This is a genomic window from Maledivibacter halophilus, from assembly GCF_900167445.1.
GTDB classification, from domain to species: domain Bacteria; phylum Bacillota; class Clostridia; order Peptostreptococcales; family Caminicellaceae; genus Maledivibacter; species Maledivibacter halophilus.
The window spans coordinates 101070-120606 of the sequence record NZ_FUZT01000008.1 but is presented as its reverse complement, the minus strand read 5'-3'; the positions used below and the strand labels follow the sequence as shown (position 1 = coordinate 120606).

20 protein-coding genes and 1 other RNA gene are annotated in these 19537 nt (G+C 30.4%); 18 read left to right on the top strand and 3 right to left on the bottom strand.

Annotation, left to right across the window (positions count from 1 at the left end):
* The first annotated feature begins 16 nt into the window (after positions 1 to 16).
* From B5X81_RS15960 to rpoD, 3 genes are all read left to right on the top strand, one after another.
* Positions 17 to 1027, top strand: a complete 1011-nt coding sequence (locus tag B5X81_RS15960; RefSeq protein ID WP_079493109.1) for a deoxyguanosinetriphosphate triphosphohydrolase — start codon at positions 17 to 19, stop codon at positions 1025 to 1027.
* 302 nt (positions 1028 to 1329) lie between these two features.
* Positions 1330 to 3210, top strand: coding sequence for a DNA primase (dnaG, locus tag B5X81_RS15955; protein WP_079493108.1), 1881 nt, complete (start codon positions 1330 to 1332; stop codon positions 3208 to 3210).
* Positions 3203 to 4330, top strand: a complete 1128-nt coding sequence (gene rpoD / locus B5X81_RS15950) for an RNA polymerase sigma factor RpoD (RefSeq protein ID WP_079493106.1) — start codon at positions 3203 to 3205, stop codon at positions 4328 to 4330. Before dnaG ends, rpoD begins: the two co-directional genes overlap by 8 nt.
* 34 nt (positions 4331 to 4364) lie before the next feature.
* Here rpoD and B5X81_RS15945 read toward each other — a convergent pair whose 3' ends face one another.
* A complete protein-coding gene (locus B5X81_RS15945; protein ID WP_079493105.1) occupies positions 4365 to 4580 on the bottom strand; it encodes a hypothetical protein in 216 nt (71 codons plus the stop codon).
* A 206-nt stretch (positions 4581 to 4786) separates the two neighbouring features.
* Here B5X81_RS15945 and B5X81_RS15940 point away from each other — a divergent pair, with 206 nt between their 5' ends.
* The 9 genes from B5X81_RS15940 (at position 4787) to B5X81_RS15900 (ending at position 14886) form a co-directional block, all read left to right on the top strand.
* Positions 4787 to 5476: a tRNA (adenine(22)-N(1))-methyltransferase gene (locus B5X81_RS15940; protein ID WP_079493103.1), complete on the top strand. Its 690-nt coding sequence runs from the start codon at positions 4787 to 4789 to the stop codon at positions 5474 to 5476.
* Positions 5467 to 6585 carry a Nif3-like dinuclear metal center hexameric protein gene (locus B5X81_RS15935; RefSeq protein ID WP_079493101.1) on the top strand — a complete coding sequence of 373 codons (1119 nt, stop codon included), beginning with the start codon at positions 5467 to 5469 and terminating at the stop codon, positions 6583 to 6585. Before B5X81_RS15940 ends, B5X81_RS15935 begins: the two co-directional genes overlap by 10 nt.
* Before the next feature lie 77 nt (positions 6586 to 6662).
* Positions 6663 to 7006, top strand: an RNA gene (gene rnpB, locus B5X81_RS15930) — RNase P RNA component class A.
* Between the two features lie 277 nt (positions 7007 to 7283).
* The gene (gene ilvD / locus B5X81_RS15925; protein WP_079493100.1) at positions 7284 to 8942 is read left to right on the top strand and encodes a dihydroxy-acid dehydratase; all 1659 of its coding nucleotides are present in this window, start codon (positions 7284 to 7286) and stop codon (positions 8940 to 8942) included.
* Between the two features lie 20 nt (positions 8943 to 8962).
* Positions 8963 to 9982, top strand: coding sequence for a TRAP transporter substrate-binding protein (locus B5X81_RS15920; protein ID WP_079493098.1), 1020 nt, complete (start codon positions 8963 to 8965; stop codon positions 9980 to 9982).
* Positions 9983 to 10158: 176 nt separating this feature from the next.
* A complete protein-coding gene (locus tag B5X81_RS15915) occupies positions 10159 to 10647 on the top strand; it encodes a TRAP transporter small permease (protein WP_079493097.1) in 489 nt (162 codons plus the stop codon).
* Positions 10647 to 11906, top strand: coding sequence for a TRAP transporter large permease (locus B5X81_RS15910; RefSeq protein WP_079493095.1), 1260 nt, complete (start codon positions 10647 to 10649; stop codon positions 11904 to 11906). Before B5X81_RS15915 ends, B5X81_RS15910 begins: the two co-directional genes overlap by 1 nt.
* 246 nt (positions 11907 to 12152) lie before the next feature.
* On the top strand, positions 12153 to 13862 hold the full coding sequence (locus B5X81_RS15905; RefSeq protein WP_079493094.1) for a PocR ligand-binding domain-containing protein: 1710 nt from the start codon (positions 12153 to 12155) through the stop codon (positions 13860 to 13862).
* A 418-nt stretch (positions 13863 to 14280) separates the two neighbouring features.
* Entirely contained in the window at positions 14281 to 14886 is a 606-nt protein-coding gene (locus B5X81_RS15900) for an SIR2 family NAD-dependent protein deacylase (RefSeq protein WP_079493092.1), read from the top strand.
* A gap of 52 nt (positions 14887 to 14938) precedes the next feature.
* Here B5X81_RS15900 and B5X81_RS15895 read toward each other — a convergent pair whose 3' ends face one another.
* Positions 14939 to 15478 carry a peroxiredoxin gene (locus B5X81_RS15895; protein ID WP_079493091.1) on the bottom strand — a complete coding sequence of 180 codons (540 nt, stop codon included), beginning with the start codon at positions 15476 to 15478 and terminating at the stop codon, positions 14939 to 14941.
* 498 nt (positions 15479 to 15976) lie between these two features.
* Between B5X81_RS15895 and B5X81_RS15890 the strand changes: the two genes are divergently transcribed.
* The 3 genes from B5X81_RS15890 (at position 15977) to B5X81_RS27545 (ending at position 17219) form a co-directional block, all read left to right on the top strand.
* Entirely contained in the window at positions 15977 to 16207 is a 231-nt protein-coding gene (locus B5X81_RS15890) for a YkvA family protein (RefSeq protein ID WP_280175285.1), read from the top strand.
* Positions 16208 to 16335: 128 nt separating this feature from the next.
* Complete coding sequence (hpt, locus tag B5X81_RS15885; RefSeq protein WP_079493088.1) at positions 16336 to 16872, top strand: hypoxanthine phosphoribosyltransferase; 537 nt, start codon at positions 16336 to 16338, stop codon at positions 16870 to 16872.
* Between the two features lie 173 nt (positions 16873 to 17045).
* Positions 17046 to 17219, top strand: a complete 174-nt coding sequence (locus B5X81_RS27545; RefSeq protein WP_170917462.1) for a hypothetical protein — start codon at positions 17046 to 17048, stop codon at positions 17217 to 17219.
* A gap of 113 nt (positions 17220 to 17332) precedes the next feature.
* On the opposite strand, the gene B5X81_RS15880 is transcribed toward B5X81_RS27545, so the two are convergent.
* The gene (locus tag B5X81_RS15880) at positions 17333 to 17707 is read right to left on the bottom strand and encodes a class II SORL domain-containing protein (RefSeq protein WP_079493086.1); all 375 of its coding nucleotides are present in this window, start codon (positions 17705 to 17707) and stop codon (positions 17333 to 17335) included.
* A 247-nt stretch (positions 17708 to 17954) separates the two neighbouring features.
* On the opposite strand from B5X81_RS15880, the gene B5X81_RS15875 reads away from it, so the two are divergent.
* The 3 genes from B5X81_RS15875 to pduL all read left to right on the top strand — a co-directional run bounded on the left by B5X81_RS15875 (position 17955) and on the right by pduL (position 19522).
* The gene (locus B5X81_RS15875) at positions 17955 to 18524 is read left to right on the top strand and encodes a flavodoxin family protein (protein WP_079493085.1); all 570 of its coding nucleotides are present in this window, start codon (positions 17955 to 17957) and stop codon (positions 18522 to 18524) included.
* A 19-nt stretch (positions 18525 to 18543) separates the two neighbouring features.
* Positions 18544 to 18843, top strand: a complete 300-nt coding sequence (locus B5X81_RS15870; protein ID WP_079493083.1) for an MTH1187 family thiamine-binding protein — start codon at positions 18544 to 18546, stop codon at positions 18841 to 18843.
* A 103-nt stretch (positions 18844 to 18946) separates the two neighbouring features.
* Complete coding sequence (gene pduL, locus B5X81_RS15865) at positions 18947 to 19522, top strand: phosphate propanoyltransferase (protein WP_079493082.1); 576 nt, start codon at positions 18947 to 18949, stop codon at positions 19520 to 19522.
* The last annotated feature ends 15 nt before the right edge of the window (positions 19523 to 19537 follow it).

The following is a 19537-nucleotide window of genomic DNA, read 5'->3' as shown; positions in this document are numbered from 1 at the left end:
ATAAATGGGGTATTTTATGAATATTAGAGAGATAACGGAGAAAAATGAACAAATAACTTTATCTAAATATGCCTGCAAATCAAAAGATTCCAGAGGAAGAGATCTTCCACAAAACAAATGTGACATACGTACAGAGTTTCAAAGAGATAGAGATAGAATAATTCATTCTAAGGCCTTTAGAAGACTAAAACATAAGACTCAGGTCTTTCTATCTCCTGAAGGAGATCATTATAGGACTAGGCTTACCCATACATTAGAAGTTGCTCAAATTTCTAGAACCATAGCAAGGGCATTGAGATTGAATGAGGATTTAACTGAAGCAATTGCTCTGGGCCATGATCTTGGACATACACCATTTGGCCATTGTGGAGAATATGTACTGAATGAGATACATGAAAGTGGATTTAAGCATAATAGGCAAAGTTTAAGGGTAGTAGAGAAATTAGAGAAAAGAGGTTATAAAGAAGGTGGATTAAATCTGACCTATGAAGTAAAGGACGGTATTTTAAATCATACTGGAAAAGCTCTTCCAACTACCTTGGAGGGCCAAGTAGTTAAAATAAGCGATAGAATCGCATATATAAACCACGACATAGATGATGCTGTTAGAGCTATGGTTTTAAAAGAAGATTGGATTCCAAGGGATTGTACTATATATTTGGGATCTACCCATAGGGATAGAATAAATACCATGATTAGAGATGTAATTAATGAGAGCTTTGATAAAGATGTTATTCTAATGAGTGATGAAATTCATTATTATACAGAAAAATTAAGGAATTTTATGTTTGAATACGTCTATTTAAATAAGAAAGCTAAGAAAGAGGAAGATAAAGCACAAAATGTGATTATTCAGCTTTATAATTATTTTTGCAAAAATCCTTCTAAGCTTCCGAAGGAAATTTATGATGAAATTAGAAATGAAAATAAAGCTCAAGAAAAAGTTAAAGATTATATAGCTGGAATGTCTGATAGGTATGCTATAAATAAATATTTAGAAATATTTGTTCCAAGATTTCGGACTTAAACCTTAAAAAATACACAAATATGTCGTAATTATAAATTTTTCTGAAAATTGCAGAAATTAATATTTTAAAAAACTAAGAAGGATATTAAAGAATAATGTCGAATAATGGATTCAGGAGTTTTATTTTTCAGGAGTTTCAATTCTATATTTAGACATTTTCAAGTAATATTTTGACAAAACACTGTTTTTTCTGTGTGCTTTTTTACAAATTAATACAATCTATAAAAATTCATAAAATTTAAAAGGAAATTTAGAAATAATAGAGAAACATAATGTATAGTGTATTGTTAGGTGTGATTTAAATGTCAATGAGATATTCTGATGAATTAATTAAAGAGGTATCTGAAAGAAATGATATTGTAGAAATAGTATCAGAATATGTTAGCTTAAAAAAAAGTGGAAAAAATTATAAAGGCTTATGTCCTTTTCATAACGAAAAAACACCATCCTTTATTGTATCCGAAGATAAACAATTATTCCATTGTTTTGGATGTGGACAGGCTGGTGATGTTATAAAATTTGTAATGGAAAAAGAAAATTTAGATTTTATTGATGCTTTGGAGTTATTAGCTGAAAGATGTAATATTGATTTATCTGAGTATACAAATAATAATTATAATAAAGAAAAAGCAAATAGGAAGAATAAACTATATAAAATTAATAGAGAGGCAGCAATATATTTTTTTAGAAATCTAAATAAAAACCATAATAAAGGTATAGAGTATTTACAAAATAGAGGTTTGAGTACAGAGATTATTAAAAAGTTTGGACTAGGTTATTCTATAAATGAGTGGGAAAGACTAAATAGGTATTTATTAAGTAAAGGTTATAGTCAAGAGCTTATTTATGAAACAGGATTGGTTGTGGAAAGAAAAGATAAGAAAGGTTATTATGATAGATTTAGAAATAGAGTTATTTTTCCTATTATAAGTACTACAAAAAAAGTTATTGGTTTTGGTGGAAGGGTTCTGGATGATTCTGTTCCTAAGTATCTGAATTCACCAGAAAGTCCTATATTTAATAAAGGAAGCGTATTATATGGACTAAATTTAGCACGAAATCAGCTTGGAGAGGAAAAAAGACTTATAGTTGTTGAAGGCTATACTGATGTAATTTCTTTATATCAATTTGGAATAAAAAATGTTGTTGCAACTCTGGGAACAGCATTAACCAAAAACCACGCAAATTTATTTAAAAGGTATTGTGAGGAAGTAATTATTGCATATGATTCTGATTCAGCAGGTGAAGCTGCAACCATAAGAGGAATGGATATATTAGATGAGGTTGGTTGCAGGATTAAGGTTATAAGGCTTAATAGTAAAATGGATCCCGATGAATATATTAGGAAATTTGGAGCCGATTCATTTAGAGAAAAGATAGAAATGTCTCTCCCATTAATAGATTATAAAATGGAAAAAATAAAAAATGAAAATAATCTAGATACTAATGAAGGAAAAATCAGTTTTGTCAGGGAATCAATAAAAATTATAAAACCTATAAAAAGTCCTATTAAAAGGGATGTTTATATTGAAAAGCTTTCCAAAGAGTCTGGAATAGCTGTTGATGTTATAAAGTCGGAAATTTATGGTAATAATAGTGATAAAAAAAATCATTATAAATATAATAGAAAGAATAGAAAATCAAGTTTCAGATTTAATAAATTTCAAAATAAGGTTCAACCTGTAAAAAAAATAGAAAAAAATGGATGGGTAGAGATAGAGAAAAACATCATATCTTTATGTCTAACAAGTAAAACTAATTATGAGAAAATATTTTCAAAAATAGATGAAAAAGATTTTTTGAGTAAAGGAATAAAAAATATATTTGCAAATATTGTAGAGGCTTACAAATTAGAAGACAAGATAGATTTAATCTCTTTTATCGATAGACTAGAAATTGAAGAGACAAGATTATTAAAAGAAATAGAGCAGTGCTTTATTCCTTTTGAAAATATAGATAAAACCATAGAGGATTTATTAAATTCATTAAAATATTTTAAAGTGAAAAATGAAATTGAATTTACTAAAAAAGAAATGAAAAGATTAGAAAAAACAAAATATGAGGATGAAAGGAATGTAATGAAAATAAAGGAGTTATGGAGAAAATTGGACTTGTTAGGAAAAGAGTTAAAAAGTATTGGGGAAAACCAAATCGATTTGAAGGGAGGGAAGTCATATGAGTAAAAACAAAAGTATTAAAAATGTTAATAATAAAAAGGTTAAATCTGTAACTAAGCTTGTAGAAAAGGGTAAAAAGAAAGGCAATCTTACTTATACTGAAATAATGGATACACTAGAAGATATTGATCTAGATAAAGAGCAAATCGAAGAAGTGTATGACTCATTGACTTCTATGGGAATTGAGATAGTAAGTGATAAGGATGATATAATAGACATTAATGAGGACGATGACAATGTAGAAGACGCTCATGGTAAAGAAGAAACTAATTTAGAAATTTCTTTGCCAAAGGGGATTAATATAGATGACCCGGTAAGAATGTATTTAAAGGAGATTGGTAAAGTACCTTTACTTACAGCAGAGGAAGAAATTGATCTAGCCAAAAGAATGGAAAATGGTGATGAATTTGCAAAGAGAAAATTATGTGAAGCAAATTTGAGACTGGTTGTAAGTATCGCCAAGAGATATGTTGGTAGAGGAATGTTATTTTTAGATCTCATTCAGGAGGGGAATTTAGGATTAATTAAAGCCGTAGAAAAGTTTGACTGGAGAAAGGGATACAAGTTCAGTACCTATGCCACATGGTGGATACGACAGGCAATAACAAGGGCAATAGCTGATCAGGCAAGAACCATTAGAATACCTGTTCATATGGTTGAGACCATTAATAAGCTAATTAGAGTTTCAAGACAGCTATTACAAGAATTAGGTAGAGAACCTGCTCCTGAAGAGATTGCTAAGGAAATGGATATGACTGTAGAAAAGGTTAGAGATATTTTAAAAATTGCTCAAGAACCGGTTTCTTTAGAAACTCCTATCGGTGAAGAAGAAGATAGCCATTTAGGCGATTTTATACCTGACGATGATGCGCCAGCACCGGCAGAAGCAGCTGCATTTTCCATGCTAAAAGAGCAGTTAATAGAAGTTCTAGATACTCTTACTCCTAGAGAACAAAAAGTTCTTAAGCTAAGATTTGGTTTAGAAGATGGAAGAGCAAGAACTTTAGAGGAAGTTGGAAAGAAATTTGATGTAACTAGAGAAAGAATAAGGCAGATAGAAGCAAAGGCATTAAGAAAGCTAAAGCATCCTAGTAGAAGTAAGAAATTAAAGGACTATTTAGAATAAAGATTCGCATAAAGCGAATCTTTAAAATTAAAATTTAATCTTTGTCTAACCAATATTGTTGCTCATTTCCATATTCAATTTTACGTTCTTTTTCTTCTCTTGATTCCTTTTTATCTAATTGATCTTGTTTATAATTCATTAGTTGGTCTGCTTCTTCTTCCCATTCATGGGTATATCCTCCCCAACTAAAATGAACTAGACTAGGTTTTTGAATCTTTTTTTGGGGATTTTGTTTTTCTTTATCCTTCATAAAATCACCTCATAAATTAATGTTTTCTAGATGAAGATAACTACTATTTGCTAGCTAATTACTACTAGTTTTGATGGAATATCTATATTATTGTTCAAATTAAGATTTTTATTAGTTTGAGATAATTGCATAATTAAAATTTTGAGATTATTTTACTATATCAGATAAAAAGTTATAACAGATTTATATGGAAATGAGGGATAACGGTGAAACTTAATTCAAGGCTAAAGACAATATCTGAATTGGTTCCAAAGGAAAGTGTTGTTGCTGATATAGGTACTGACCATGCATATTTACCAGTGTATTTGATAAAAAATAAAATTGCTAAAAGGGTAATTGCAGCAGATATTAACATAGGCCCCCTTAACAACGCAGAAAAGACTATAAACAATTATGGTATGGAAAAATATATAGAAACAAGACTAGGAAATGGTTTAAGGGCAATAAAACCAGGAGAGATAGATACAGCAATTATTGCGGGTATGGGAGGCTTGTTAATCAGAGATATCCTTAGGGAAAGTAAGGAAGTAGTAGATACAATTAAGACCTTTATTTTTCAGCCAATGATTGCACAGGATGAATTAAGAAAATGGTTCTGTAAAAATAATTTTAAAATAGATAATGAAAGATTGGCAAAGGAAGGAAATAAGTTTTATGAAATACTAGTAGTAAGCAGAGGGGAAATGACAATAAAGGATAGTATATATTACGAAGTTGGGATGAAGCTGATTGAAAATAACGACCCATATATAAAAGAGTTTGTAGATTTAAAACTCAAAAAATATAGTGAGATTTTGAAAAATGTAGAAGAAGAAAACTCTATAAAGGCCAAAGAAAAATATTTAGAGTGTAAAATAAAGATAAAAAAGCTTAAGGAAGTGAAGAAATGTCTGTAAGATGTATTGATATTATAAATATAATGGAGAGGATAGCCCCTACATATCTGGCGGAGGAATGGGATAATGTTGGACTACAGGTCGGAAATAAAGATAGGGAAATAGAAAAGATAATGGTATGTCTTGAATTAAATAGCAGCATTATTGATGAGGCTATAAAAAAAGATATCGATATGATAATTACCCATCATCCTTTAATATTTAAACCTCTTAAAAGATTGGTGACATCGGATCCCATAGTTGGAATAATAAATAAATTAATAAAAAATGATATCAATTTATATTGTGCCCATACAAACTTTGACATTTCTAATGGAGGGACGAGTGACTATCTGGCAAAGCTGCTGAATTTGAATAACATAACGCCCCTGAGCATAACCCACAATAGAAAATACTATAAGCTTGTTGTTTTTGTACCTGAAGAGGATACCGATGATCTAAGAAATGCCATTAGCGCGGCAGGAGCAGGCTATATAGGCAATTACAGCCATTGTACATACCAAGCTAAAGGTACAGGCACATTTAAACCTTTACCGGGAGCTAAACCCTATATAGGAAGTATTAATGAACTGGAAAGGGTAAATGAATTTAGACTGGAAGCTATAGTTGCTGCTGATAAATTAGATAATGTAATAAGAGCTATGAAAAATTCCCATCCCTATGAAGAAGTTGCCTACGATATAATACCATTGGAAAACATGATAGAAGCCATGGGTTTTGGTAGAATTGGCTGTCTTGAAGAGCCTAAGAAATTAATGGAACTGGCAGTGGAAATAAAAAATAAACTGAAGGCAGAAAATGTAAGACTAATAGGTAATGAGTCCGAGGCTGTTAGCAAAATTGCAATTTGTACCGGGAGTGGAAGTGAATTTATTAAGGATGCCTATTTAAACAAATGCGACTGTTATATTACAGGAGATATAAAATATCATGATGCTCAGCTAGCCAAAGAGTTGGGACTAAATGTAATTGATGCTGGCCACTATGAAACTGAGAATATAATCTGTACCCCCCTTAAAGATAGATTAGTAAAGGAAATTGACGAAAACAATTATAATTTAAAGGTTATTACTTCAGAGATCGATATTAATCCCTTTAAGATCATATAACAGTGGTAAAATTTACATTTTGACATAATACAATTTATATGTTAAGATATATTTTGTCTTCAAAAAAAAGAATATTACGAGTAAGTCAGATGGTCGCGTCACATATTTTGTGATGAGGAAAGTCCGAGCTCCATAGGGCAGGGTGCTGGGTAATACCCAGTGGAGGTGACTCCAAGGAAAGTGCAACAGAAATATACCGCCAGTGTAAGCTGGTAAGGGTGGAAAGGTGAGGTAAGAGCTCACCAGAGACTAGGCGACTAGTCTGCTCTGTAAACCCCATCTGGAGCAAGACCAAGTAGGGACATAAAAAGGTGGTAGCCCGCTGCCGTCCCGTTGGTAGGTCGCATGAGCCTACTGGCAACAGTAGGCCTAGATAGATGGCTGTCTAACACAGAACTCGGCTTATAGATTTGCTCGTATAATATAATTTGTAAAAAACACAGTAATTGCTGTGTTTTTTTTATGTGTAAGTCAAAAAATTTAGCAAAATTAATGTTTTTAAGATATACAAATTAAATTTTTAGATTGTCTAACTAAAAAATAATAAAAATAGAAATTAAATTTCTTGATTAATATTTTGATGAAAAATATTAATATATTGATAATTATGAGTGCTGAATAATTTACATAAAATTAAGTAAATTTCTTATATAATGATAATCTATAATAATATTAGTAAAGAGTAAGGGGGAATTTTAATGAAAAGTAATATTATAAAAGGTGGTGCAAAGGGAGCTCCAGCCAGGTCATTATTATATGGTATGGGCTACACTAGAAAAGAGATCGATAAGCCTCTTATTGGTATAGTAAATGCTCAAAATGAAATTATACCAGGTCATATGCATTTAGATAGAATAGCACAAGCAGCAAAAATGGGTGTAGCCATGTCCGGTGGAACACCTATAGAATTTCCATCCATAGGTATTTGTGATGGTATAGCAATGGGCCATGATGGAATGAGATATCCACTTGCTAGTAGAGAGTTAATAGCAGATTCTATTGAAGCTATGGCAAGGGCCCATGGTTTTGATGGATTAGTATTGATTCCAAACTGCGATAAAATTGTACCAGGAATGTTAATGGCTGCAGCTAGGCTCAATATTCCATCTGTTGTAGTAAGTGGAGGGCCAATGAAAGCAGGTAAGTATAAGGGTGAAGAAATCGATTTTAGTACATGCATTGAACAAGTAGCAGCCTTTCAAAAAGGAATAATAGATGAAGAAGAGCTGGAAGAAGTAGCTAGACAAGCTTGTCCAGGATGTGGTTCATGTTCAGGATTATTTACTGCAAATAGCATGAATTGTCTAACCGAAGTCTTAGGAATGGGCCTTCCCTTTAATGGAACTGCCATGGTTCATTCAGGAGAAAGGATAAGACTTGCCAAAGAAGCAGGTATTAAGGTTATGGAATGTTTAGAAAAGGATATTAAACCTAGGGATATTTTAACACTTAAAGCATTTGAAAATGCAATTACAGTAGATATGGCAATGGCTGGATCTACAAATACTGTACTTCATTTACCTGCAATTGCCCATGAAGCAGGAATAGAGCTTGATCTTGATTTGTTTGATAAAATAAGCGAAAAAACTCCTTATCTGACTAAATTAAGTCCAAGTGGAAAACATCATATGGAAGATCTTCATATAGCAGGGGGTATACCAGCCCTTATGAATGAATTATCTAAAAAAAGCTTAATTAACAAAGAAGAAATTACAGTTACAGGAGAAACAGTTGCTGAGAATACGAAAGATGCTTATGTTACAGATAATAATATTATAAGGTCCATAAATAATCCCTACAGAAATAGAGGTGGGCTTGCTATATTAAGAGGTAATTTGGCTTTAGATGGAGCAGTAGTGAAAGAATCAGCAGTTGCTAAAGAAATGCTTACTCATAAGGGTCCTGCAAAAATATTTAATTCAGAGGAAGAAGCTGTTAATGCTATATTTGAAGGGGAAATTATAAAGGGAGATGTTGTAGTAATAAGATATGAAGGTCCTAAGGGTGGTCCTGGAATGAGGGAAATGTTGTCTCCAACATCTGCAATAGTAGGGATAGGTCTTGATAAGGATGTTGCGCTTTTAACAGATGGTAGATTTTCAGGGGCTACTCGTGGAGCAGCAATAGGACATATATCTCCTGAGGCTATGGAAGGTGGGACTATAGGACTTATTAAAAATGGAGATATTATTGAAATAGATATACCGAATAGAAAGCTCAATGTTATGCTAGATGAAAATGAATTGGATATGAGAAGAAGAACATTTGAAAAACCGGAGCCTAAGGTTAATACTGGTTATCTTGCTAGATATACTAAACTTGTTACTTCTGCAAACACGGGAGCTGTTTTAAAATAACAAGAGGAGGAATTTATATAATGAAAAAAATAATATCAATAATTATTTGTGTTTTAATGTTTACAACTGTTCTTTCAGGATGTACAAAGTCTGAGGGAAAAAATACTGGTGCAAATACAAGCGATTCAGAGAAGGAGCCTATGACAATTAAACTGGCACATGTTGTTAACGAAAAGGATGGTTTTCATATTGCAGCTATGAAGTTTAAGGAATTAGTTGAAGAAAAAACAGAAGGAAAAGTTAAGATAGAGCTTTATCCCAATGCAACTTTAGGAGATGAAAGAACACTTCTTAAAGGAATGCAAATGGGAACAGTCGATATGGGAATTATTACAAACGGCCCAGTGGCAAACTTTGTTGAGGAAATTGCAGTATTTGAGCTTCCATTTCTATTTAGTAGTCCAGAAGAAGCATATAAAGTTTTAGATGGTTCTGTTGGTAAGGAGCTTTTAGGAAAACTTGAGAATGTAAATTTAAAGGGTTTAGCATATGCCGAAAGGGGATTTAGAAACCTGACCAACTCCAAAAAGCCTGTTAATTCAGCAGCTGATGTGGAGGGTCTTAAAATAAGAGTTATGGAAAATCCTGTATATATCGATACTTTTAAATCCTTAGAGGCCAATGCAGTTCCAATGGCATGGACAGAAGCCTTAACGGCACTTCAGCAAGGCACAATAGATGGACAAGAAAACCCAGTTAATGTTATACATTCATTTAAGCTCCATGAAACTCAAAAATATTTATCAATGACTAGACATACATATGCACCTGCTATATTGGTTATGAGCAAGAAAAAATTCGAAGAACTGCCAACTGATGTTCAAGGTATATTTGAAGAATCAGCTCAGAGAGCTGCTGAATATGAACGTAAAATAAATGCAGAAAATGAAGCAAAGCAATTAGAAGAGCTTAAAGCCAGTGGAATGGAAATAGTAGAACCTGATTTAGAATCATTTAAAAAAGCCGTTGAGCCAGTCTATGAGAAATATAAAGATAAATATGGCGAGTATATAGAAAAAATTAATGAAGATTTAAAATAAAATTTTTATAGAGATATGTGACTGAGAAACTAAAGAAATGGAAGTAGACTCTGAGGTTTATAGACAGAAATAAAAAGAATTCTTAGTGGTATTGGAGTAAGTTAAATTTCTTAATCACATATATATGAATAGCCCTAGTTTAAACTAGGGCTAATAAATAAAAAAGGAAGATGGCAATGAAAATACTGTCAACACTAAAAGCGATTAGTAATTTTGTAGATAAGATAATAATGAAATTAGTTTTTGTATCAATTGTTGGAATGATTATATCCATATCTTTACAAATATTTTTCAGAGTATTCTTTGATGCTTTAACTTGGTCTGAAGAGGTATCAAGGTATCTGCTTGTATGGTCTACATTTTTAGGAGCAACACTTGCTTATAAAAGAAGCATGCATATATCGGTTACATTTGGAGTAGATTTTTTGAAAAATAAGTTTAGAAAAGCTATTATAATTATTAATATATTTGTATGTCTTATATTTTTTATTGTTGTAGTTATATTTGGATTTAAGTATATGGCTATGCAATCAACCCAGGTTTCTGCTGCTTTACGTATGCCTATGAAATGGGCATATTGTGTTATTCCTGTAAGCGCTATAGTTATGGTGATTCATGGAATAACATTGATGTTTGAAGAAATTTATAGTGAGGAGGGGATGTAATGGCAGCCTTGTTATTTATATCATTTTTTATATTGTTGCTCATTGGAGTTCCAGTTGCTATAGCCTTAGGGATATCTTCTATGGTAGCACTTATAACTCAAGACATGCCCCTTGTGATAATTGCACAAAGAATGTTTGCGGGAACAGATTCTTTTCCATTAGTAGCAGTTCCCTTTTTTATCTTATCTGGAGATTTACTTGCCAAAGGAAAGGTATCAGAAAAGCTGGTAGATTTTGCAGATTCTTTATTTGGATTTTTCAAGGGTGGACTTTCTATAGTATCTGTTTTAGCGGGAATGTTCTTTGCTGCAATATCAGGTTCAGGAGCGGCAACGACTGCAGCAGTTGGAACAACTTTAGTACCTGAACTTAAGAAAAAGGGTTATGATGAAGCATCTTCTGCAGCTCTAATAGCAGCAAGTGGAACAATAGGCGTTGTTATTCCTCCGTCAGTACCAATGATTCTTTATTCAGTAATATCCGATCAATCGGTATCCAGACTTTTCTTAAACGGATTTATACCTGGGACAATGATGGGGGTTATGCTGATAGGTATTGCCATAAAGCAGGCCTATGACAGAAATTATCCTACAGGCGCAAAATTTTCATTAAAGAATATTCTGATTACATTTAAAAGTGCTATTTGGGGACTTTTAACACCAATAATTATACTTGGAGGGATTTTTTCTGGGTATTTTACACCATCGGAAGCAGCAGTTATAGCTGTGAATTATGCCCTTATTGTATCACTATTTGTGTATAGAGATATGAAACTAAAGGATGTATTTAATATTATTTGTAAATCAGCTATGACAATGTCTGTTGTAATGTTTATAATAGCAACATCTTCTATTTTAAGTTGGATACTTGCAAATTGGAATATTCCTACTGCCATAGCAAATGGAGTATTAATGCTTTCATCTAATAAATATATAATTATGTTTCTTATAACAGGTATAATATTGATTACTGGTGTATTCATGGAAACTGCTTCTGCTTTAATAATTTTAACTCCTGTATTTTTACCTTTAATTAACCAATTAGGCATTAATCTAATTCACTTTGGTATTGTTATGGTCATGGGTCTTGCAATTGGTATGGTTACTCCGCCAGTGGCAATTAATCTTTATGTAGCTTCTACAATTACAGGATTATCTATTGAGAAAATAACAAAGGCTATATTGCCCTATTTATTTGGTTTGATTATTATACTATTATTAATACTATACTTGCCCCTAATAATTCCAATAATTTTATAGAGCTTTACTTTTGACGAAGACTCTGCCCTCATTTTGAGCGCAGAGTTTTTATATTTTATAAAGCTAAAGATAAACAACTTTAAGGTTTAATAAATTTCAAATAGAAAATGTAGGCGGGTTTATTATTTCATTTGAAATTTATTTTAAATGACAGTCTTGTTTATCCATATTTAAATTTAAATTTCTAAAATTATGATATAATATTTTTATTAAAATTAATCCATTATTTTTAAGGGATGATTGTATATGGATAAGATGCTATTGCAAATGAAGGATATGAAATATAAAGATATACAAAGATTTAAATGGGGAGAAGTTGCATGGATTCATCACCCACGTGATATTAAAAGTCAAAGAATGAGTGTAGGTTTAGTTACTATTTTTCCTAACTCAAAGCATGAAAGACATTTTCATTTTGGAGAAGAGCAAATACTGTATGTACTTGAAGGCAAAGGTATTCAAGTTATTGATGGAAAAGAAAGCGAAATGGAATCTCAAATGATAATGCATTGTCCACCTTATTCAGAGCATGAGGTAATAAATAAAGACGATAAAAATCTTGAATTATTAATAATATATACACCTGCACAGTTTGGAGAAATTGACCAAACTATGTTGACAACAGATAAAGTAAACATTCTTGAAAATATTGATAAGGATATTCTAGAAAAAATACAATTGGAAGTATCAAAGCTCTTAAAATTATCAATAACATTTTTAGATAATGAAAATAGAAGAATTACAGAGCCTTCTAATCTAAATCAATTTTGCAGGCTTTGTATTTACAAAGGGGATTGTAAGATAAATGATGACAAAGCTTTAAGCAGTCCTCTAAAACATATGCACAGAATACACACCTGTGATTTTAATATACTTACAATTTCTGTGCCTATTTACATCAATGGCACCACAGTTGGGTATATAAATTGTGGGCATTTACTTATCAAAAGATTAAATAATATCGAAAAAAAATTAAGAGAAATATCAAAAGAACATAGTTTGGATTATGAAAAAGTTATTAAGTATTATTATAATCTACCACTAGTTCTTAGAAGTAGACTATATGCATTAGGAGAATGTCTTACAATTATTGCAAAATGTATTTCGAGAATTATAGTTAATAATATAACTGAAAGAGAAATGATAGAAAAAAATAATAAAATAATTGAAAAAACTAAAGAAACCTTAAACCTGGAAAACGCATTAAAAGAAGCTAATGTTAAGCTTTTAAAATTAAAGGTATCATCCAATTTGAAAAATCTAAATTTTAATAAAAGCAGTTTTATTAATCTTGATAATATAGAATATCCAATTGAAAAAGAAATAGAGCTTGAAAAAGCTGTTGAAGAGTTAAATGAAGGTATTGCCACTGATATAATTAAAGATTTATTAAAAAATTATGAGTCAAATAATATTTCTATTAATAAAGCAAAAAATATTGTTGACGAACTTTTTACAATAATTTCTAGAGTAATTCATAATGAAATTAAAGATATTGAGATTTTATATTCATTAAGAAATGAATATAAAAATATTATATACAGTTGTATCAATTATAATGATTTATCAAAACATTCTATTTCATTTATAGAGAATTCTATAAATCTTTTAAGGAAACATTTCTTCCAAGATGAAGGAGACCTAATAAATAAAGTGAATAGATATATAAAAAAGAATTATACTAAGGAACTTACTTTGCAATCAATTGCCAATATATTTTATATTAGTCCTAATTATTTAAGCAGTGTATTTAATGAAAAAAATAAAAATTCTTTAACTGATTATATAAATAAGATTCGTATTGAAAATGCTAAAAAATATTTAGCAGGAAGCAATATAAAAATTTCTGCCATTGGAAAGAAAGTAGGATATAATAATTTAAGCTATTTCAGTTATATTTTTAAAAAGATAGAAAAATGCACACCTAAGCAGTATAGACATAAGAATGGGAGATAAAAAGAAACTATTAAATTACTATATTCTGATTTTACAATAACAGGAGAATTTAGATAAGTTGAGAATTATAACAAAAGTGAGTAAGGTTAAATAAAGCCATACTTGCTTTTTATAGTGTAATTTAATGTTTAGAATATCCATTTAAAAAGATTGAAATTATGATCTAATTGATTAAAAAATAGAATGAAATTTAGTTATGATATACATAATTGGAAAATAATAAATTAATTATGATTATATGTTATAATTACAATATAGAGATAGTAAACTCAAAAATATTATAAATTTCCAAATATCATTTCCGTGGAAATAGTATTTTTATTACAATTTACAACAAAATTAATTTTATTTATATAAAATACTAATAAGCTGTGGTGAAAAAAAGAAAAAAATATAATTTTAAAAAAGAGGTGCAAAAATGAAAAAAATAGTTGTATTTACAGGAGCAGGAATTTCTAAAGATAGTGGAATTCCAACTTTTGTTGAGCTTGGTGATTTACGTGAAAAATTAAGTAGAAGTTATTTTAACAATCATCCGAAGAAATTTTATAATATATTAAAAGAGTTTAGTGATAGAATTAATGCAGCACACCCCAATGAAGCCCATAATGCCATAGCTAAATATGATGTGCCAGTCATAACTATGAATATTGATTCACTACATAAGAAAGCTGGAAGCAAGAAAGTTCTTGAAATTCATGGAAACTTGACATATGTAAGTTGTCACAAATGCAATAAGGAATATGATTTTAAACAAGTGTATGATTCAATATACTGCCCAAACTGCAATGAAATATTACAGCCCAATGTAGTTTTATATGGAGATATGATTCCGGGATATATGGAAGCTATGGATATAATTGATTCGGCCGATGTATTATTGGTTGTAGGCACATCCTTTTATACATCTACAGCAGGGTTTATGGTTGAAAAGGCTAGAAATAGTGGCGTAAAAGTCGATCTAATCAATGAAAATGCAAAAGATATGGTTCCTAAGTATTTAGAAAGCTTTTTTAAGGCTTAAAAAAGAGCAATACCATCTTTAGTAGGTATTGCTCTTTTTCTATTTACTAACCTTACAACAATTTATCTCCTTCATCCCAACCAAGGGGGCATAATCCTCCAGTTTGAAGTGCTCTTAAAACCCGAAGAACTTCATCTGTACTTCTTCCTACATTTAGGTCATGTATAACAGAATATTTTAGTACTCCATCCGGGTCTACTATAAATAGACCTCTTAATGCAATTCCTTCTTCTTCAACATAAACTCCATAATCCCTTGAGACTTGATGAGTTATATCGGAAGCAACAGGGAATTTTAGCTTTCCAATTCCACCTTCATCAGGTGATAGACCCATCCAAGCCTTATGGGAATGAATACTATCTGTACTTACAGCTAATATTTCTGCATTGAGATTACTAAAATCTTCATGTTTACTACTAAAACCAGTAATTTCTGTAGGGCAAACAAAAGTGAAATCTAGGGGATAGAAAAACATAACTAACCACTTGCCTTTGTAATCACTTAAACTAACCTTACCAAAGTTTTCCCCATCACCTAGGGCAGTTTTCATTTCAAAATCAGGAGCTTTTACTCCAACTAATCTTTCAGCCATTACTAAATTACCTCCTTATAAATTGTTTTTCTCAATTCATATATAGTTTTAAAATTATATTGAATATATATACAATTTTTTAAAATAAATTGAGTATAATATTTGCATAAACTATTGTTGCCAATTAATATTTCTAATTTATTATATATCTTCCCAAAATGATAATGGTTTAAACATAATAATGATAATTATTATCATCAATTTAAAAGAAATATTTATATTTTTGAAGGATATTGTTATAATATAGTGAATAATAAAAATAAGTAACTTTAAGGTATAATAAATTTGAGTGCTGTTTCACTATGATGATGGCTAAATGTTAAGATATTATTTTGAAAGCATTTACACTGTTGAAGGGAGGTATTTTTAATTAAAAATAGATATCATCCAAAACATAATAATTTGAATTTTTTTAAGGCTTTTTTAAAATTTTTTAGGAGAGTAACAGTTTTATATAAATATTTATTAGATAAGGACGTAAGCATATTTAAAAAAATTATGGTACTGGCAATGCTTATTTATGTGTTCTCACCATTGGATATAATTCCTGAGGCCGTTCTTGGATTTGGATTTATTGATGATGCTTTATTGGCTGTTTATGTTATTTCTTCAATTTCCAGTGAACTGGACAAGTATATTTCCAATAAAGGGGATGAAAATATAAAGGTAGATAAAGATAAAACAATAGAAAATGTTGAATATGAAATCAAGGATGAGGATGAACAATAAATATCAAAAAATGTAAGGGGATTTATGATTTTTTTCAAATTCATTTTGAGTTTTACTATTTTTTATCAATATTAATTCTACTTTATGGTATTATTATATCTGTAGTAAGTATAAGGAAGGTGTTGTAGATGAGAGATGATGTAAAAGAAGTACTATTTTCTGAAGAAAAGATAAAAGAAAAGGTTTGTGAGCTAGGAAAGATTATCACTAAAGATTATGTAGGAAAGGATTTAATAGTTATTGGTGTTTTAAAAGGTGCTAATATATTTCTAAGTGATTTAATTAGAAATATTGATATACCTGTTACAGTAGACTTTATTGACGTTTCTAGTTATGGTGCTTCAACGGAAAGCTCAGGTGTTGTAAAGATCAACAAGGATTTAGATTTTAGTATAGAAAACAAGAATATACTGATAATTGAAGATATTATAGACACAGGATTAACTTTAAAATACTTATTAAAAAATTTAAAATCACGAAAACCTAAAAGCATGAAGATATGTACACTACTAGATAAACCTGAGAGAAGAAAAGTGGATATTAAAGTTGATTATATAGGCTTTAAAATTCCAGATGAATTTATTGTTGGATATGGCATTGATTATGCTGAAAAGTACAGAAATCTTCCCTTTGTTGGTTCTTTAAAGGAGGAAGTGTATAGTTAGTTTAACATATATGTAGGCTTTTAAACCTTGATTTACATCGGTAAGCTCAGAAGATGATTTCTTTTTTCAGTTTTATTGGATTAGATTTATATAGTTTTTATTTTGAAACAGGTAGTATAAAATCCTCAAAACCACTAATAATAATATTACTACAAAAAGTAAGGAGTGATTTTATGGCTACAACTGCTGAATTCCAAGAAATAAAACAAAAGTTTATAAATGCAGATTTAGATGAGAAAATAAGAATATATACTACTACATCAGGACTGACAGTTGATCAATTCAAAGAATTATTAAGGAGTTTTCCACTTCAGCATCTTGAAAAACTGGAAAAAGCTATGGCATAATTAACAAAGCGCCGGATGGCGCTTTTGTAGTTCTAATAGGTAAGTTCTAAGGTGGCGGTGACTCTTTGAAGTTTTTAAAATAAAAAAGCCCCTATCAAAAGGGGCTTTTGGTTTTATTCAACTACTATTTCTTTGCTGTTTTCCCAAAGTCCATGTATATTACAGTAACTTACAGCATAAATTGTACCTGATTTATTCAGTTTAACATTTGTTAAAGCAACAGGTTCATCAAGCACTTCCCCTTCACCATGGGCAGTAAATTTAAAATCTCCTATTTCAACAGGAAATTTAGCGTTTTCTGGATGGAAAAAAACTTTGAACCATGAAATGTGATGTTCTAATGTATTTGGATGTTTTATTTCATCTCCGATAGAAACTTTTAAATCAAATCCTTCACCAGCTTTAACTTTTTCAGGAGCATGTATTACAGGAACATGCTTTTCTCCTTTCCAATCTCCAGTTTGTAAAAATTGACCTAATGTTTTCATTTGGTAACCTCCTAAATTTTAAATTAATCTTTTTTAATCTATTTATATATATATCCAAAACTTTGAAAAAATAACGATTTATTTATAATTTTTTTAAAACTAGCTGTTATATATTGTTTCAAAATCATAGAAGAGATACTAATTTGTTTATCTATAAAATATTTTATGATTACCTTGGAAGAAAAACAAAGTTATAGTATATTAATGGTATAAGCATAAATACAAATAATTTTTACGGAGGTAAGCTTTGAAAGTATTGGCGTTATTAGGAAGTCCCAGAGCAGGTAAAAATACAGATACATTATTAGATGAAGTATTAAGAGGTATAAAAAAGTGTGACTCAGAAATCAATAAATATCAACTTTCAAAATTAGAAATAAAGCAATGTATAGGATGCTATAGATGTGGTAATACAGGAGAATGTATATATGATGATGATATGAAAAAACTATATAGTGAATTTAATAAAGCTGATGTAATTATACTTGCTTCTCCATTATATTTTAATTCAGTTAGCAGTATAAGTAAATTAATGATTGATAGATGTCATGCTTTGTGGGCAAGTAAATTTATTTGTAAAAAGCCTATAATAGATATAAATAAAAGTAGAAAGGGGATATTTATATCTACTGCCGGTGCAAAACAAGGCAAGGATGGTTTCATTGGAGCCATAAAGGTAGTGGAATTGTTTTTTAAAGCTGCTAATACTGAATTTACCGAAGAATTACTTATTGATAACACAGATAAAATTTCTATGGTTAATGAAAGGGAGATTTTAAAAAGGGCCTATAATATTGGCCAAAAATTATGTGAATGATGAAAAAGGGGGCAGTATAATGGCAATTGTAGAATTTACAATAGTACCTTTAGGTACTAAGGAGACTAGCTTGAGCAAATATGTGGCAAACTGTCATAAAGTATTGGAAGGAGAGAAGAAAATCAAATATCAGCTTACACCAATGGGAACAATAGTTGAAGGAGATTTAGATTTGATTTTAAACCTTATTAGAAAAATGCATGATGTTCCATTTGAAAATGGTGCATTAAGAGTTTCAACCAGCATAAAAATTGATGATAGAAGAGATAAGAATTCAACTATGGAAGGTAAAGTAAAATCAGTCAGAGAAAAACTTTAAAAATATTATTTGGATTTAATAAATATTTGACACAATAGATAAATTATATGATAATATATTAATGTATAATGTATACAATAACTGCTTTGAGGAGGAAAAATATATGAGCAAAAACTTAGTACCAGTTGGCTTATCCAACCGTCATATACATTTAAGCAAAGAAGATATTGAAACTTTATTTGGAAAGGGATATGAGCTTACTAATTTTAAAGACCTCTCACAGCCAGGGCAATATGCATGTGAGGAAAAGGTTGACATAGTTGGTCCAAAGGGAACTTTAAAGGGAGTAAGAGTTTTGGGACCTGCAAGAGGAAAGACTCAGATTGAGATTTCAATGTCTGACGGTTTTGTTTTAGGTGTTAAGGCTCCTGTTAGAGACTCAGGGGATTTAGCAGGAAGCCCGGGAGCTAAAATAGTAGGTCCTAAGGGAGAAGTTGAAATAGAAGAGGGAATTATTGTTGCTGCAAGACATATACATATGCATACAACTGATGGTGAAAGATTTGGCGTTAAGGATAAGGACATAGTAAAGGTTCCCGTTGAAGGTAAAAGGGGTCTAATATTTGATAATGTCTTAGTCAGAGTAAGTCCAAATTATGCACTAGAGTTTCATATTGACCTAGAAGAAGGAAATGCAGCGGGACTTAAAAACGGAAATATGGTGGAAATAATTAAGTGAAAATAAATAACTTTA

Excerpts from the sequence above, each read along its gene's own strand:
- B5X81_RS15960 (WP_079493109.1), top strand. The coding sequence starts at position 17 with ATGAATATTAGAGAGATAACGGAGAAAAATGAACAAATAACTTTATCT.
- dnaG (WP_079493108.1), top strand. The coding sequence starts at position 1,330 with ATGTCAATGAGATATTCTGATGAATTAATTAAAGAGGTATCTGAAAGA.
- rpoD (WP_079493106.1), top strand. The coding sequence starts at position 3,203 with ATGAGTAAAAACAAAAGTATTAAAAATGTTAATAATAAAAAGGTTAAA.
- B5X81_RS15945 (WP_079493105.1), bottom strand. The coding sequence starts at position 4,580 with ATGAAGGATAAAGAAAAACAAAATCCCCAAAAAAAGATTCAAAAACCT.
- B5X81_RS15935 (WP_079493101.1), top strand. The coding sequence starts at position 5,467 with ATGTCTGTAAGATGTATTGATATTATAAATATAATGGAGAGGATAGCC.
- ilvD (WP_079493100.1), top strand. The coding sequence starts at position 7,284 with ATGAAAAGTAATATTATAAAAGGTGGTGCAAAGGGAGCTCCAGCCAGG.
- B5X81_RS15920 (WP_079493098.1), top strand. The coding sequence starts at position 8,963 with ATGAAAAAAATAATATCAATAATTATTTGTGTTTTAATGTTTACAACT.
- B5X81_RS15915 (WP_079493097.1), top strand. The coding sequence starts at position 10,159 with ATGAAAATACTGTCAACACTAAAAGCGATTAGTAATTTTGTAGATAAG.
- B5X81_RS15910 (WP_079493095.1), top strand. The coding sequence starts at position 10,647 with ATGGCAGCCTTGTTATTTATATCATTTTTTATATTGTTGCTCATTGGA.
- B5X81_RS15905 (WP_079493094.1), top strand. The coding sequence starts at position 12,153 with ATGGATAAGATGCTATTGCAAATGAAGGATATGAAATATAAAGATATA.
- B5X81_RS15900 (WP_079493092.1), top strand. The coding sequence starts at position 14,281 with ATGAAAAAAATAGTTGTATTTACAGGAGCAGGAATTTCTAAAGATAGT.
- B5X81_RS15895 (WP_079493091.1), bottom strand. The coding sequence starts at position 15,478 with ATGGCTGAAAGATTAGTTGGAGTAAAAGCTCCTGATTTTGAAATGAAA.
- B5X81_RS15890 (WP_280175285.1), top strand. The coding sequence starts at position 15,977 with ATGGTACTGGCAATGCTTATTTATGTGTTCTCACCATTGGATATAATT.
- hpt (WP_079493088.1), top strand. The coding sequence starts at position 16,336 with ATGAGAGATGATGTAAAAGAAGTACTATTTTCTGAAGAAAAGATAAAA.
- B5X81_RS27545 (WP_170917462.1), top strand. The coding sequence starts at position 17,046 with ATGGCTACAACTGCTGAATTCCAAGAAATAAAACAAAAGTTTATAAAT.
- B5X81_RS15880 (WP_079493086.1), bottom strand. The coding sequence starts at position 17,707 with ATGAAAACATTAGGTCAATTTTTACAAACTGGAGATTGGAAAGGAGAA.
- B5X81_RS15870 (WP_079493083.1), top strand. The coding sequence starts at position 18,544 with ATGGCAATTGTAGAATTTACAATAGTACCTTTAGGTACTAAGGAGACT.
- pduL (WP_079493082.1), top strand. The coding sequence starts at position 18,947 with ATGAGCAAAAACTTAGTACCAGTTGGCTTATCCAACCGTCATATACAT.